Below are 15,353 nucleotides of genomic sequence, written 5' to 3'. Positions count from 1 at the left end.
TGCGGGCACCTTCGATATCGGCACGACCGCGGGACCAATGATCAACGACACCTTGTTCCAGACAGGGCCGGGAAATTTACCCAGCAACAACCTTGTTGCGTGCCTGGCGGTGGACTCGCTCCCCGTGGACGCCGTCCCGATCTATTCCAGCGGGAACGACGCCTCTGTCGTGCTCTTCCCCTTCGGTCAGGGCGAGGTCATCTCCATGGGTTGGGATTGGAATAATTCCAATCCCCCCTGGCCCAACGGACAAGACGGCGGTTGGCAGTTGGCGCTCGCGTTGGCCTTGAAAAACGTGGATCTGGTCATGACGGCCGCCGCCAGCACCTTGACCCCGGTCGTCGGCGAGGAGTTGACGCTGGATATCCAGATCAGCAATCCCTATCCTTGGATCGCCACCGGCGTGACGATCGTCGCCGAGATTCCCGGAAATCTGGAGTTGGTGAACCACACCTCGACGGTCAATATCAGCCCCTGCCAGCTAACGGCCCTGCCGGAGCTCACGACGGTCACTTGCACGGGGGATTTCAACGGTACCGAAACCCTGAGCCTGGTTTTGCTCGCCAAGTCGGAGGGGGCCGGTTCGGTGACGGTCACCGTGGACAGCCAGCAGATCGAGTTGAATCCCGCCGATAACGTCCTGCCCGTGGACTTCCAAGTGCAGCCGGATACCGACGGCGATTCGATCGGCGATGCGGATGACAATTGCCCGACCGTGAGCAATCAGGACCAGGCGGACGCGGATCTCGACGGCGTCGGCGACGTCTGTGAGGGCTTGGATGCCGACGGCGACGGCGTCGCGGACGGCGAGGACAATTGTCCGAATGTGGCCAACGTGGACCAGGCCGACGCCGATCTCGACGGCGTGGGCGATGCCTGCGAGGGCTTGGACAGCGACGGTGACGGCGTCGCGGACGGGACGGACAATTGTCCCGGCGTGTCGAATGCCGACCAAAACGACGAGGATCTCGACGGCGACGGTGACGCCTGCGACCTTTCTCCCGTGGTCGTCACCGCGGTCAACGGAGGCGGTTGCGCCTTGGCGCCGGCGCCCCTTGCGGTCGCTCAGTCCTCGATTTCCTGGCTGCCGGGGATTCTTCTCGCATTCGTCTTCGGCCTGCGGAGTTGGACTTGTAGGCGCTAGATACGCGTTGTTCCACCGATACACAGTAAAGGAAGGCGGCAATGATGCCGCCTTTCTTTTTGCCTTTAAGCGGGTGCGATGGAGCCCGGTATCCGCCAATATATTGGCGAAAATGAAATTTCGATTCGAGGAGAATTCACGTTTTATTTCTCAAATGCTCTTCGGAAAACGCGTATCTCATGAGAATTGCATGTAAAATTAATTATGCCCTTCGATGGTATGAGGATTGCTATTTAAAGCAACATTAGGTCCGAATCCCTTTGGCGGATAAGCCTAGGTCTTCAACTTTCGGTTAAGGAGAGCATCGTATGGAAAAGAAATGGAAACGCTGGCTGGTCGGGACGCTGGGCTGCCTTGTGGGATGGGTGGGTCTTTCGGAGGCCCGGGCCGAGAAGGTCCTATTTTTGGGTCCAGGGGCCGAGATTCATGTCGCGTCCCAGGGCAGCGAGGTGGAGGTGGATTTTGCCTACTCCAATCTCGAAATTTTCCAGCAGGAAAAGAACCAATTTTGGATCCCGCCGCGAAGGCAGCATAAATTAGGCAAGAACGATTTCTTGGTGGTCCACAACAACGCCACCTCCGGCGAATTTCAAGAACCCATTTATCTCGCCTTATACCAAGAAGACGCAAATACCATTCGGGCCCAGGTTTTACCTTCCAATCTTCTGTTCAAGGGCAAGGACGGGACTCTTAAAGGACTAGGGTTCACCGCCGGTACCGAACGCGTTGATAGCGAGTCGCCGATTTACCTGAAGGGCAAGAATCTCGCCGTCACGGTTCGAAATTCGGAAGACGAGGGGTTTCAACCGGTAACGTTAAGCCAAGGCGATGCGGTGAAACTCCATATCCCCAGATATCAATTTTTTGCCTATCAGATGAACTTGACCCACAGCGGCGTTTCCGTTCAGGCCGAGCTGGGCGGCAACAACACCATTCAGGCAGGCGAGAAAGGATTCTCCCCTTGGGCCGAGCAGGATTACTTCGTCACGGTCCCGTTTACTCCCGAAGCGGAAGCGGCGGCCGATGAGGCCCCGGTTCCTTTCCAAGTCAAAATCCAATACCAGGAAGGAGGCGCCTCGAAAGAGCAATCCTTCTCCATCGGAGGGGCGTCGGCGATTCGCGCTTATGGAAAGGACGGCGTCGCGACTGAGTTTCGAGTCAGGGCCGAGTCGGAGAACGAAGTGACCTGGACTCCTTTGCCTATGGGCGAAGGGTTTTTCTCCAAGGTGGAGTGGGTCGGCGGCGGCCTATCTCCGAATATCATGCAAACCTTCGCCAAGCCGCAGATCACCCGGATAGTTCTCTCCGGCCCGAAGAGCAGCCATCGCATGGTTCGTCAGGGCGAGGAAGGCCAAGGCGCTTTTCAGCAGATGTCCCAACTTGTCTCCGTCGGAAAAAATTACGACTTCAAGGCCACGGGAGAATTTTTCCAAATCCGAGCCAAAGTTCAAAACAAGGCGGAATTCGTCGGTGGAAACGAGGCGGGACCGGCCGTCGCGGATTTCGCGGGCGGCGAAAAAGGCCAAGGCGGTCTCGTCGGCAAGCTGGATCTTGCGGGGGAAGGATTGGAAGGTTCCTCCTCGCAGGATGGAGCGGACAGTTTTTTCAAAGGGGCCTCGGCCGCCAATTCGGCATCGGGTTGCCAGCTGCAGCCCGCCTTGCTGGCCCAAGGTCGCTCGACTCCTTATTTCTGGATGGGCGCGGCGACATTGATGTTCCTGCTCCGCTTGCGCGGGCGCCGCTGATGGCTTTCGATATTGCGGAGCCGAGTACTTCATGAAACTTCATAAAGTTTCCCGATATCGAGAGGGACTATATATAAACCATATTGATTACAATTAGTTAGACCTAAGACGGGGCTGGCCTGTCTTTTGCTCAAACCCAAGCCGTACGGGTGTTTTCGCCAAGCGGCAGGTAAGGAATGAGCACAGCTTCGGAAAAACTTTGGTCCAGCCACGCGCGGATTTTCGCCTGCGTCCTGTTGATAGCGGCCTCTTCCTTGGCCGCCTGCGGCAAGGACTCGGCGGGAAGCGCGGAGCCCACAAGTCCGGGGGGAGCGATTCCCCTCACTCCAACGGACTTGGAATACCACTCCGCGACTCCGGCCGAATTCGAAGTCTCGCAAGGACGCTTCGTCGTCCCGGCGGGGCTGAACGCGCGCTGGCCGGTGGACCAGGATCCACGCGACATCTCCTCCACCTTCGGTCCGCGGCTTAAGGCCAGCGAGGCCTCGCGCCCGGATTTCCATCGCGGCATCGACATCCCGGGCCAACTAGGGCAACCCGTCTATCCCATACTTCCCGGCAAGATCTACAAGGTGGTCGCGGGCGGCGAGTCTTCGGAGGGCGGCAATGTCGTGACCATCGAGCATGTCCTGCCCGAACCGATCGTCTTTCACGGGAGAAAGACAACGCGGATTTATTCGCAGTACGCCCATCTTGCCGACTTCGGCGAAAAGGCTAATAAGCGCTTGTTGAATCCGGAGATGGAGATCGAGATTTCTCCGGACGAAGTCGTCGGCGGCCTGGGGCAATCCGGGACAACCACCTTCAACCACCTGCATTTCGAAATTCGCCTCGAGACCACCTGCAGCCTCGAATACCAAACCGAAAACCCCGACAGCCTCTGCGCGCAGAACGGCTTCGATCCCCACGTGAATCCGCTGCAATTCCTTCTGGAAAACGACGGCGAAGCGCCTCGCTTGGATTACGTCCAGCAGGTCGGAGACGAACTGAAGGTGAAGGTTTCGACGGGCGCCCTTTGGGCCGACCTCGATTACACGGTTTTGCAAGTTTTAGACGAAAGCCAGCAAACGATCCACCAGTTTCGCGTCGGTTTCAACGCGCGCGAGGGGTTCGACGCGTCGAGCACCGAGAAATTGGACGATCCGCAATTGGAGGGGGTTCTGCTCGTACCGAGCCCCTTCCTGTCGGATTCAGCGGCTTACTCGATGGAATACTCCTTCGAGCTGGCTTCGTTGCCCCAGGCTCCCGCAATTGTGCGCCTATTATGCGAGGACGTCTGGGGCAACGGTTTTTCGACTCAACTCCAGGTGGGGAACTGAACCAAGGAAGGAAAGAGGGCACTCATGGTTAGGAAGCTAAAATTGGCGATGACAAGTATCGCGCTTTTGGGATTGGTCGCCTGCGGCGGCGTGGACGTCGACTCCGGCGTTTCGCCCTCGCTGAGCGGCTCGACCTCCGGCGACTCCGCATCGGAGGGAAACAAGCAGCCTACCATCCTTCCCGGGCCCGACCACCAGGACGGCGTTCCCACGGACGAGGAGACGAGCGACGGGGTCCCCGGCGGCAACGATGTCGCCCCTCCGGAAACGCCAGACTCGCTCGGCCTGGCGCTAAAGTCCAAGGGCTCCAATTAGCCCGGAGCGTCCGCGGGTATCATCTAATAGTCTTGAAACCTTTCCATACCTTGGCTTAATTTCAAAACTGGCATGCGTCTTTGATTCTCCCGGGTAGGCGGAAAATCGAGGGAACCATGAATCACTCCACATCCGAGAAACTCGACATCCAATCTAGCTCGACGACGCGTGACGTCGACGCAGAGCGACTCGCCTTCGTCAACGACTTGCCGGCGCTTTCGTTCTCCGACTTGCTGCCCAACCACGACGGCACCTCTTGGTTTGTGAAGCGCGAAGGGGGGCCGTTCAAGGAGGTCCTGTTTAGAGAGGGGGCGGGCGAATCGCGAAAGTTGAACGTCGACGAAGTCGTCCTGCTGCGTTCCGGCAGCTTGCTGGGCGACGGAAGCAGGTATTTTCGTTTCAATTGCGAGGGGCAAAAAGTTTCTTTGACGCCGGTTCACGGCGCGCCGGAAAAGGCCGTCCGTCGTCTCGAAGGGGCGGAAGGGCCTGTCGTCGGCTCAATGGCCAAGGCGGCGGGCGCTGAGTTTGGCGAGGGGAAATAACTCCGCGCAAGATCGGAACCCCGCTCACCTATTAGTCAATATTTCCATTCCATTCAGTAGATTCCCAGGATGGGTTATCCCTATTCGCCTGGGTGTTGACGCTTAAATTTCGCCAATTTTCTGACTTATCAAATTTTCAATTTGGGGGATATTGGGCTGGTGGTCTTAAGCACTATTCCATAATTCCCAGGCGTCGTGCATTCATCGCAATCTTTTCAAAATTTATTTTTGCGCCGTCGCGAAAAAACTGAGGTGTCAAGTCAATACCGAAGCAAAATTCATGCCGCTACCGCCAAAAATCGGATTGTGAATTTTCCTGGAAAATTTCCACGCGTCTCCTCTCTCGCGCAGAAATTGAAAAAATATGAAATGAAAAATGGTCACTCGCCACACCAGCAGACGCCCGTTGGCGAAGACAACTTGCCCATGAAGCGGCCGAAAATGCATGCAGCAATCTGAGGGGCGCTGCGTGGCAGGCCCTTCTTCAAAGGAGCGTGCTATGTCGTTCAGAATCGGATCGCTTGCGCAAGAACTCAGTCGTCAATTGACTTCCCAGAATCCGCCCGAAGGAGACGCGTCTGCTGACGGTTCCACATCCGACGTTCCCTCCGAAACCGCGCCAATGGCCGAGGCTCCCGCGGAAACGACTCCGGCGCAACCGGTCGAGGAATCCGCGAAGGCCAAGAAAAAAATGAATTTCAAATCCGTCGATGCCTATACGCTTAAGTTGGACGGTGGCTTCGGCTGGAGAAACTTTCAGAACGGCCAGAAGCTCGACCATGGCGGCGGGATGTTTCGCCTGGCCGCCGGTCTCCGCGTCCCGGTGGGCAAACGCCTGACCATTTCTCCCCGCTTGGCCTACGAATTCCAAGGCCTGAAGAAGGATCTGGGCGCCGGAATGGTCAGCCGGGCCAAGGCCCACATGGTTGGCCTGGAATTGGACGTCGGCATCGCCGTCCACCCCAAGTGGTTCTCCCTGCATCCTTTTCTGGGCATCGGCGCGGCCATCTACCGCGCACCCGGCAACACGGCGGGAACCGTCGGAGCGGAGTTCAACAAGAACCCGCTGCTGTTTCCGCTTAGGGATTCGGGGGCTCGCATCGACTTGGGCTTGCAGCTCTGCACCTGGGGAGACGCCGTTTGCCTGGGGGCGAAATTCACCGGCGACATGGGAATTAACCCGACCTTGGACGTCGTCGACGGCCCGGAAGGCGGAAACCCGCCCATGGGCCTGAGCCCCATGGGGGCCGGCGTCTCGGTGGGCGTGGACGTTTTGCGCATCGTCTCCAACGTGAGAAACAAGAAGAAGCCCGAGGCCAGATCGCCCGGCGTCGATGCGTCCGCGAGCGAGCCGACTGCGGAAGTTCCGGCGGAGGAAGTCCCGCCCCCGCCGGCGGAGACCGAGCCGCAGCCCACACCGCCGGACCTTCCCAAGGTGACCGTAGCGGAATTTGAGGCAAAATTGGAAGAGGTCAAGAACCTCCGCAATCACGTGGAAGGCAATCTCAAGTTGGCGCAGGCCGAGCTCGAGAAGATCCAGGGATCCAAGCACAAGAAGCCGGACAAAAAGATCAGCGCCGAATCCGCGATCGCGTTCTTCAGAAGCTCCCGGGAAAAAACCCAGTCGGCCGAGGTCATTCTGGCGGGCCTTTCCGATGCCTACGGCAAGATGAACAATCCCGAAGAGGATGCCAGGGCCCTCGCGATCCTTACCGAGGTGGAGGGGATCTACAAGGAAATGGCCGCTAAGACGGTGGAAGGCCACGGTGTCGCCGAGAAAGCCGCCAAGGCTTACGACAAGCGACGCGGGTCGCTGGAGGCGGTGGAGTTTTCGGACCCCAAGCCGGAGTACCCGATCCTGAAACCGGAATAGGACCATGAGCGAAAAAGGAGCAAATATGGAAGCCGTGATGGGTAAAGAAAATACCGTCAAACCCGAGCACCTCAATTTGGCCGGCGAATTCCTCGAGCACATGGCCGCGTTTCCCGGTGCGAAAGTGCTGCTCAACGACGGCAAGCTGAAGCTGACCCCGGACGGCGGCGTCATCCTGAGCGCCGAGTTTCGTCTAGATTCGCTGCCTTTCGCGGGCAAGCGGCAATATTTTTGATTACACGATCCGACTGCCTTATCTATGCGTCTCCGCGAGGTTCCAGTCCTGCTCTCAATTTTTTACGCGGGATGGATTTCTTTCCTGACGGCCGGTTCCCCGGCATCGTCGGTCCTATAAAAAGCACTTCGGCAACAATGCCTGTCCATTTTCGATAACGCCCATTATAGATTTAAGGTCGCCCCGACTCCCGAAAGGATCTCTAACCATGAGAGGACGCTTGCGGGGAGCGGGTTTGCGTCTGTCCCAAGGTAAATATTATCCCAAGGGGAGCGCGGAAGGGGAAGGAAAGATCCGCGCGGTCCTTGGGGCTCCCGATGGGGTGCCGGCCGCGGTCGCCGGTGTCCGCGCCTACCTACGCCCTTGGCAACCACACTCCAAAATCATTCGAGATAGGGCTCCCCTGGGGGGTCTAGTGAAGGAACGATCATGCGCCCAAGCTTAGCGACATCCCTTCGCGGCGGTTTCTCCGCGAATGAAAATGCGAGCGAGGGGGCCCACCCCGGCCGGATGGCTTCGGTATTGGGTCTGAGCAGGGACCTCCGCGACTTATCGACGTCAGAGAGAAGTGAATTGGAGAGAGGTCTCGGCAGGGAATTATTTTTGGAGCTGACGGTCCTGGAGCGGGAGACGGACGCGGGGCTGTTCAGCGAGGGCCTGTGGCGAGCGGCGCAGCGCCAGGAGGCCGAGGGGCGGACGGACTTTGCGGAGCTGGCCTATGGTTGGCTGAGGGAGCAAGGGAGCTCCGAGCTTCGGCAGAAGGCGGAAAGGAGACTGGCTGTCCTGTCGGGAGGAGGAGTATTCGGCGACAGATTTGAGCTCCTGTCGCAGGGCTTCGCCAAGGAGGTGAGCGACCCCGCGATGCTGCTGGCGATGGGCGTGGGCGGGAGCGTCTACAAGGCGACGAAACTGGCGACGATGAGCCGCTTGGCGGGACGTGCGGGCTATTGGGGCCGGGGCCTATGGATGAAGCTGGCGGGAAGTTTTGCGGGCTATGCCTTGGAGGCGCCGGTGTTCACGGCGGTGGGCCGCTGGGGCCGCGGCGAGAAGTTGTTGGGGCCCGGATTGAAGGAAGAGTTGCTGTCGAGCTACCTGGTGCTGGGTGCGATGAAGGGCGTGGGCGGCTTGTCGAGATCGGCGAGCCGCGGCTTGAATAATCCCGCCTTAGATCGGATAGCCGGAAACGTCGGTCTCTACGGCGGGATCCTGCTGGGGCACAAGCTGGAGACGGTTGTCGGGTTAAGAGATTGGCACGGCGGCGGACGGGAGTGGGCGGACGGGCTGGCGATGTTCTTCCAGCTGAAGGCCTCGGGGAGGATACTGAACCACTTGGGCGGTGAAAGATATCGCCGCATGGAATGGGACTTGGAGCGCAAGACCCGGCGTTTGGAGGCATGGGGCGAGATCGAACGAAGGCAGGCCGCCAACGACGGAAATTACCCGCCGATCGAGCCCGCGGCGAACGGGCCGCACCTGGACGCAAGAGATATCGATTGGAGATGGGCGGTGGGGGCGGAATGGGGCGAACCGGTTCAAGTCAAGCAGGCCGCAAACAGGGGCCTGCGAGTTTTCGCCGGACAGGAAACAGGCCCCGATTCCGGGCAAACTCGAGCCAAGCCTCCCATTTTCCAAAGAACCGATGCGGGGAACCAACGATTCTCCGAAGCGCGCGCCGACCCGGAGATCGAGCTTCCGAAGGAAATACTGGCTTGTCAACGGCAAAACTCCGTCCCTTCCCGGGACGCCCTGTTCTGGCTTCATAAAACCTTGGCTGCGAAACGCCTTGATCCTGCATCGCGGGACATGCTGGCCTTGAGCCGGCGAGCCGTTCAGCGCGGGGATTTGGGGGCGGGGTGGGAAGGTCTTCGGGAAATCATCGAGGAAGAGTCCGATGTGGCCGAGTGGTTGAGGGCGGGGGGCTATCTTCCCGCGGGGGCGGAGGCTTCGGCCTCGTCGGAGTTGCCCGCGGCCGGCCCAGAAGGTTCTAGATCCCCGCGGGATAGCACGGCAGGAATCGTGGAGATCACCTCGCGCCGCTGGGTTCCTGCGGACCAATACGATTACTATCAACAAAAGAAAGTGGAAATAGCGGAGCTGAACGAGTTGAACGCGGCCTGGCTGGTCGGCGGGGGCAGGCTTCTGATTCGGCAGGGCGCCTTGTTGCCGGAGATCTTCGCCAGGATGCGGAACGGCCTGCCGGTGGTGGATCCCGGAGCAAACGGCCGCCTCCGGAGCTCGTTGTGGGGCGTCGCCGACCTTGCGAGGCTCAACCGATTTCAGGACCACTATCGCGGCAACCAGGGCCAGGTGGAAATGTTCCGTGACCTTGCGATCGCATTGAATAGACCCAGGCTTGGACTGATCAACTCAAGAAGGAGCTGGGGTGAGAAGGACGCCGCCAAGCGGATCTTCGTGGATATGGGGTGGAATCGCATCCATGTGAGGTGGCAGGAGTATTTCTGGTACCAGGAACATGTCGCGTGGGAACAATATCGGGGGAGGGAAGGATACGAGAGGCTCTCTTGGGAGAAATTTGACGGGGACCCGACGATCGCCTTTCGAGTCGCCAGCGCGGTCTTGGACAAGTATTCCTTCAGGTCTCTCCGCTGGGGCGGGATTCAAATCATTCACTTGCGAAAACGAGAACCGTTGAAGCAGGCCTTGCTGGAGGGAATCGCAAGCGGGACCGCTGTGGGGCCCGGCGGTTACGATCGCATCGCCCTCGATCTCTTCGAGGGAGACGCCAACAAGGCCCACCGCGCCGCCCGCTCGATCTTGGCGCCCGAAGAATTCGAAAAGCTGCAATGGGGCATGTCAAAAAGAATCAAAGTGCAGGATCAGGAAGAAATGCTGGTCAAGTTGCAGCAAGAAATTTCCGAGGGCACTATTTTCGGACCGGAGGGATACGCCTACGTCTCGGAATTATATTTCCAAGGCGATCCTCAAAGGGCTTATTCCGTGACGAAGGCCTTGCTGGGCCCGGAGCGATTCGAGGCCTTGAACTGGGGCGTGTTGAACTTTACCCGGGTCGAGGCGCAGGCACCGTTGAGGACGGCTCTTTTAGACGGGCTCAGCGACGGCGCGTTTCGGGGAGTCGCCGGATACGATCTTTTTGCCGAGCGCCATTGCCATGGAGATCTGCTGAGGGCGTTTCGCGTGGCGCGGGCCTTGTTGACCGACAGGGAGTTCGCCGGCTTGGAGTGGGGCCCCGCTCAATTCGTTCGGGTCGCGGAAAAAGATAGGCTGAGGGATGCGCTTCGTTCCGGGGCGGCGGACGGCAGCTTGGCGGGAATTCCGGCCATGGTGTCCTTCGCCAATCGCGAGTTCGGCGGCAATGTATTCATCGCGGGACGGGCCGCCAAGTCCTTGCTGACGGACGCGGAATATAAAAAATTAGAATGGAGCATTAGGCGGGGAATGGAGGAGGCCGCGAAGCAACGCGGTGAAAAATAAAAAAGCAGGCTCCAGTTTCCTGGGCCTGCTTCGGGTTCGGGTAGAGGCGGGACTGACCACGGGATTATCGACGCGCCGACAAATTTGTTCGGCACCATAAATGGAACTCCATGCGTTTCTGTCGCGGCATGAAAAATCCGAGAAAAAAAAGGGGCGGCCCTTTTACAAGGGCCGCCGAGGGGGGGAACCCCGGGATCCGGGTAAAATCCGGGGTTGTGGAGTGGCCCTGGAGGGCCTTACGGGTTCGGATGGGCACATGAACCATCCTTTAGGGAGAGCCGACAGTATTTCTCGGTGCCGCGCAGATCAAGCCCCATCTATGGTACCGCGCGCGGCGAAAAAATATTTGAGAATGATTCGAGGAAAAAAAGCAGGCCCCGGGAAACGGGGCCTGCCACGGATGAGGATCGGGGGTATTTGACGTTTTCAAGGTTCATTATCGCGACCGCGCGAATTTTGTCCGGTCCTATAAATCACACTTCGGCAACCAAGTCGGCGTGGACGCGATAAGATCGGACGGATCGGAAAAATACGCGAGAGCCTAGCCATGAAACTTCCCATGGACCCCCTGCGCTTCATCCCCGCCGAGAGTTCCCCGACTTTTCCTTTCTCGGAAATTACGGCGGGAATCGAGATGAGCCCGTCCACCCGGCGACAAATGGAGAGCATCACCGAGGAAAGCGACCCGGAGATCCGCGGTCGCGAGCTGTTCGCCTTCGCGATGCGGGAAGAAGGGCGCGGCAACGCCGAGCTTTCCGTTAAGCTTCTCGCATGGCTGGTGGAAAACGGTGAGGGAGAGGCCCGCCGGCAGGCTCGGCAGCGGATGGATGCGACGTCGGGTCAGGGTGAATTCGGTTCCAGGTTCGAATATCTGCTCGACAGTTTCGTTCGCGAGGCCTCCAACCCCGCGACGCTGGCCGCCATGGCCGCGGGGGGCATCGTGTATCGCGGCGCGAGGGCGGCGACGATCGGTCGTCTGGCGGGACGGGCGGGTTTTTTCGGCCGCGGCGGCGGATTGAGGCTAGCCGGAGGCCTGGTCGGCTTCGCGGCGGAAGCGCCGACCTTTACCGCGGTCGGGCGTCTGTGTCGAGGCGTCGCATGGAGCGACGAGGGCCTGGGCGAGGAACTTCTGTCTAGCTATCTCGTGTTGGGCGGATTGAAAGGCGCCGGCGCGGCGGCCAAGGAATTGTCGCGACGCGCGGGACATCCCGGCCTCGCGAGGTGGACAGCGCTCGGCGGCATGTACGCGGGCGTCATGCTGGGACACGGCCTGGAGACGGTCGCGGGTTTGCGGGAGTGGCGCCCGGGCGGGATCGAATTCGTCGAAGGCGCGGCGCTATTGCTTCAGCTTCAGGTCTCGGGGCGGCTGCTGCATGCGGCCGCGGGGCCGAGGTACGCGAGCTTCGAACGCGAACTGGAGACGCGTGCCGACCTATTATCGGAAAGCCTGCCCGTCGATCGCCTGCGCGCGGCGAATGACGGCTCGTATCCGCCGGTCGAGCCCGCGGCGAATGGACCGCATCGCCAGGCGGAAGCACGGACTTGGGCCATGGCGAGCGGCGGAGAATCCTGGGGAATGGAACCTCCCGGCGCTCCATTCCGGAAATTTCAAGTGTTCGCCGGCGAGGATCGGCCGGGGGAGCCCACGTATGTATTGCAGAGTCTGGCGCCGAATGTTCATAAGCTCCTGGAGATTCCGGTCGCCGCAAAAAGCGAAGAGGTCGAGGCCGCGGAAGCGCCCGTTCCCCGCTCTCAAGATGGCACAAGACCGATCGATGGGCTGTGGTTGACCGCCCAGGCCCCGGCGGTCGGCTTGGCGAGGTTTCGCATCTATCGCCCCGACGTCCCGGTGACTCCGCAGGAAGCGGTCTACCGAGTGAAAGACCTCGATCCTGCTTGGGGCACCGTGACCTTGGAATTAGATCCCTCGCATCCGATGAATAGGCCCGACGCCCCGCGGGAGTTGACGCTCGAGATCAACGAGACCTTGCGGGTCTCCAGCAGGGAGCGCCTCGTCTTGGACGTCTCGCGGTGGCAGGCGCGCGAAGTGGGGATGCCCGATCTGGCGGAGGTCCTCAACGGCAAACCCTTGGAAGTGCCGCAGGAGAGATCCTCCTTTTTCGGGATCGGGACGGAGCAAAGCATCCGCAATTGGTACGGCCGGGCGCCGACGGCGCGGCTCGCTCAGATCGAAGTATTCCAGGTGCCTGGGAAGCCGGTCGCTTGGATGCTGAACTTCCGGGCACTCGAGGGGGAGGGGCAGGAAAAATTGGTGCTGGTCAAGCACGAGGAGGCTCAGGCCCTGGGCCTCGCCGATTCCAGCGGCGGCCTGCTCGAGACCGCCGAAGCCCGCGCGCAAGAACTGCGTTTGGTCGAAAGAAGTCCTGGTGCGACCTACGCGTGGGGAGTCCAACCGGCCGCCCGCTTGGTCTCTCAGGGGATGCACCAGCTCGATTTTACGCTGTATCTCGACGACCTCGCGCCGATGCACGACGGGAAGGGGCGAGAGACGCCCTTCCTGATTTTGGGAAGGGGCGAGGGCGCTTTCGGCTCGGAATACTTCCGCGACCCTCAGGTCTCCCGGGAGCACCTTAAAATATCCTTCCCCGATCCCTTTTGGATTAGGGCGGCGGAGCCCGCCAAAAAAAGGGAGGGCGGCTATATCGAGGTGGAAAACCTGTCCCCCAATCCGGTCTGGACCTTGAGACGGGGCGAATCCCCCCGGCCGCTCTCCGCGCGAGATGCGGCTTCGGCGGACCCAAGCGGCGTGTTTCGACAGCTCCAAGCCGGGGATCAAATCGTGTTAGGCCCCTATGTCCTCACCTTGGCCTTCCGCCGAGGACTCTCGACGGCAAAGGGCGAGTTTGAAGCGAAAAAAGCGACCGCATCCAACGCGCCCCCTTCCCGCCCCAGGCCCCTCGAAAACCTCGAGTTGGCGCCCGGCGAAGTTTACGAGCTGGGAAGGAATCTCCGGCCCAGTCTCCCGGGCCTCGTCCCCGTTTCCATCGCGCAGCCCTTCATCGCCTCGCGCCACGCCAGGCTTCTCTATGAGCCGGGCTCGGGCGGTCCGGGAAAACTTCGGATGGAAGCGCTTTCCGAAGAAAGACATGAAGGGGAGATCGCAGCCGAATTTTACACCGAAGACGGGAGGCGGTGGAACTCTCCGGATCTAGAGGGGATCGATCGCGATCTGGCCCTGCCTCCCTCCCAAATCCGCGAATTGCTGGAACCGCAGGCCTGGGTTTACGTCAAGGGCGAAAAGGGTTGGGATTGGAGGCTTCTGGCCCAAGGAGAGTCCTTCGAGTTGGCACCCGGATCCTTATTGGCCTTGGGGAGGTTGGCGCGGCCGGAAAAGGGCATTCGATGGATTATCGATGCCCAGGGGCATCGGGATCTCGAACCTTACGACTATCCATGGAACCTCCGAGACGCGGTGGTTTATCAGTTCAGCGAGACAGGAAGGGGGGGGCTTCTGACTTTGTATCGATTCGATGAAGATTGAATCGTTTCCGAGATTTCACTAAATTGCATAATTTTCATCTTTCTCCAGCCCTGGGCTATGTTGCCGTTCGGGATATCGCGAAAAAACCTTCGAATTATTCCAAGGATCCTAGAAGAGAAATTGGCGTGCTTCTTGCTTTACCCAATTTCAAACTTCAACAAGAGGATCATTGATGAATCCTTCGGCATCGGAGCATCAGCGAAAAGACGAACCCAAGGGACTTTCGCCCTCGTTTCCTACGGACCCCGTTCTCCGATTGCGGAAAACTCTGGGCTCGGTTTGGGAAGAGGGGCCGCCTCCGAATATTTCAGCGCTCCACGCCCGATGGCTGGAATTGGCCTTCGAAATTGGGCAATGCGACGCGGAGCGCCTCGAGGATCTGCGTTGTCGCATCCTGCGCGAGATCACCGGACAAGGCGCGCGAAGTTTCCGACTGATATATGAGGTGATCGCCGTCGACCTGATGATTCTGGTCGCGGCCCACGAGCGCCGGGCGCCGTTCTCGGACCAGGGGGGCGATCGAAGGCGGCGTTGGATTCGCTGCTGTCTGAACGACCTGGAGGCGGCTTGCGAGGAGGTTCCCCGAAACCGGGACGCATATTCCCGAATAATAGAAGTGATGGCGCTTACACGAAGTTTTCTTCACTTGGAATTTCTTTGTCCGGAATATCCCTTAGATCTGGCGCTGCAAGGATTGAAGGTAAGGCGTGGTCTGGAGAGGCTTGCCTACGATACCATCGACGAGGTTTCCGCGCTAGGTTTGAGAGACCGCCGGTTGGGCGCCTCCTATGTTGCGGAGGCGTCGAGGGATTTGAAGGTAATTTATCATCAGGCCTTGGACGCGGGGAAGTTCGCCACCTTGTCTTTGCTGGAAAGCCGGGAAGGTTTGGGGCGCGTCCTCGAGCTGTCCTGCGCGGCCGCCTCCCTGAGCGGCGAGGCCTCCGTTTGCTCCACCGCCGAGGGCGTGTTCCGATTTCTGGAATCTGCGGAGCTTTACGCAAGATTGGGCCTGGAGGCCAGGGTGAGCGGCTGTCTCGAGCAGGCGCGAAAATCGACGCCGGCGCTTCCCGCGAAGGAACGTTCGGCGGTCTATCTGCGCATCGAGCAGATCCAACAGCAGCCTCTCAACCATGTGCTGGGCGCATCGGAATGACGACTGAGCCGGACCGTCAAGGGCAGGCAGATTGGAACGGTTCTCAATTTCCATCGTCTTGGTCCTATAAAT

The 15,353-nt window shown here is 59.6% G+C and carries 10 protein-coding genes; all 10 read left to right on the top strand.

Features of this window, described 5'->3' with window-relative positions:
• Positions 1 to 352 precede the first annotated feature (352 nt).
• The 10 genes from FBR05_05470 to FBR05_05425 all read left to right on the top strand — a co-directional run bounded on the left by FBR05_05470 (position 353) and on the right by FBR05_05425 (position 15,281).
• The gene (locus tag FBR05_05470) at positions 353 to 1,144 is read left to right on the top strand and encodes a hypothetical protein (protein ID MDL1871634.1); all 792 of its coding nucleotides are present in this window, start codon (positions 353 to 355) and stop codon (positions 1,142 to 1,144) included.
• A gap of 308 nt (positions 1,145 to 1,452) precedes the next feature.
• Positions 1,453 to 2,889 (top strand): hypothetical protein, encoded by a 1,437-nt coding sequence (locus FBR05_05465; GenBank protein MDL1871633.1) that lies wholly within the window; start codon positions 1,453 to 1,455, stop codon positions 2,887 to 2,889.
• Positions 2,890 to 3,065: 176 nt separating this feature from the next.
• Positions 3,066 to 4,208, top strand: coding sequence for a M23 family metallopeptidase (locus tag FBR05_05460; protein MDL1871632.1), 1,143 nt, complete (start codon positions 3,066 to 3,068; stop codon positions 4,206 to 4,208).
• A gap of 24 nt (positions 4,209 to 4,232) precedes the next feature.
• The gene (locus tag FBR05_05455) at positions 4,233 to 4,523 is read left to right on the top strand and encodes a hypothetical protein (protein MDL1871631.1); all 291 of its coding nucleotides are present in this window, start codon (positions 4,233 to 4,235) and stop codon (positions 4,521 to 4,523) included.
• Between the two features lie 116 nt (positions 4,524 to 4,639).
• Positions 4,640 to 5,065 carry a hypothetical protein gene (locus FBR05_05450; protein MDL1871630.1) on the top strand — a complete coding sequence of 142 codons (426 nt, stop codon included), beginning with the start codon at positions 4,640 to 4,642 and terminating at the stop codon, positions 5,063 to 5,065.
• A gap of 691 nt (positions 5,066 to 5,756) precedes the next feature.
• Positions 5,757 to 6,938, top strand: coding sequence for a hypothetical protein (locus FBR05_05445; protein ID MDL1871629.1), 1,182 nt, complete (start codon positions 5,757 to 5,759; stop codon positions 6,936 to 6,938).
• Positions 6,939 to 6,963: 25 nt separating this feature from the next.
• Complete coding sequence (locus FBR05_05440) at positions 6,964 to 7,173, top strand: hypothetical protein (GenBank protein MDL1871628.1); 210 nt, start codon at positions 6,964 to 6,966, stop codon at positions 7,171 to 7,173.
• Positions 7,174 to 7,776: 603 nt separating this feature from the next.
• Positions 7,777 to 10,626, top strand: coding sequence for a hypothetical protein (locus FBR05_05435; GenBank protein MDL1871627.1), 2,850 nt, complete (start codon positions 7,777 to 7,779; stop codon positions 10,624 to 10,626).
• A 547-nt stretch (positions 10,627 to 11,173) separates the two neighbouring features.
• A complete protein-coding gene (locus tag FBR05_05430; protein ID MDL1871626.1) occupies positions 11,174 to 14,128 on the top strand; it encodes a hypothetical protein in 2,955 nt (984 codons plus the stop codon).
• 256 nt (positions 14,129 to 14,384) lie between these two features.
• Complete coding sequence (locus FBR05_05425; protein ID MDL1871625.1) at positions 14,385 to 15,281, top strand: hypothetical protein; 897 nt, start codon at positions 14,385 to 14,387, stop codon at positions 15,279 to 15,281.
• Positions 15,282 to 15,353: the final 72 nt, after the last annotated feature.

This window comes from Deltaproteobacteria bacterium PRO3 (assembly GCA_030263375.1).
Classification (GTDB): Bacteria; UBA10199; UBA10199; order DSSB01; family DSSB01; genus DSSB01.
This window is presented reverse-complemented; position numbering and strand designations above follow the sequence as displayed.

Bases quoted from the DNA above. Each gene is read 5' to 3' on its own strand.
- FBR05_05465 (MDL1871633.1), top strand. From the start codon at position 1,453: ATGGAAAAGAAATGGAAACGCTGGCTGGTCGGGACGCTGGGCTGCCTT.
- FBR05_05460 (MDL1871632.1), top strand. From the start codon at position 3,066: ATGAGCACAGCTTCGGAAAAACTTTGGTCCAGCCACGCGCGGATTTTC.
- FBR05_05455 (MDL1871631.1), top strand. From the start codon at position 4,233: ATGGTTAGGAAGCTAAAATTGGCGATGACAAGTATCGCGCTTTTGGGA.
- FBR05_05450 (MDL1871630.1), top strand. From the start codon at position 4,640: ATGAATCACTCCACATCCGAGAAACTCGACATCCAATCTAGCTCGACG.
- FBR05_05445 (MDL1871629.1), top strand. From the start codon at position 5,757: ATGAATTTCAAATCCGTCGATGCCTATACGCTTAAGTTGGACGGTGGC.
- FBR05_05440 (MDL1871628.1), top strand. From the start codon at position 6,964: ATGGAAGCCGTGATGGGTAAAGAAAATACCGTCAAACCCGAGCACCTC.
- FBR05_05430 (MDL1871626.1), top strand. From the start codon at position 11,174: ATGAAACTTCCCATGGACCCCCTGCGCTTCATCCCCGCCGAGAGTTCC.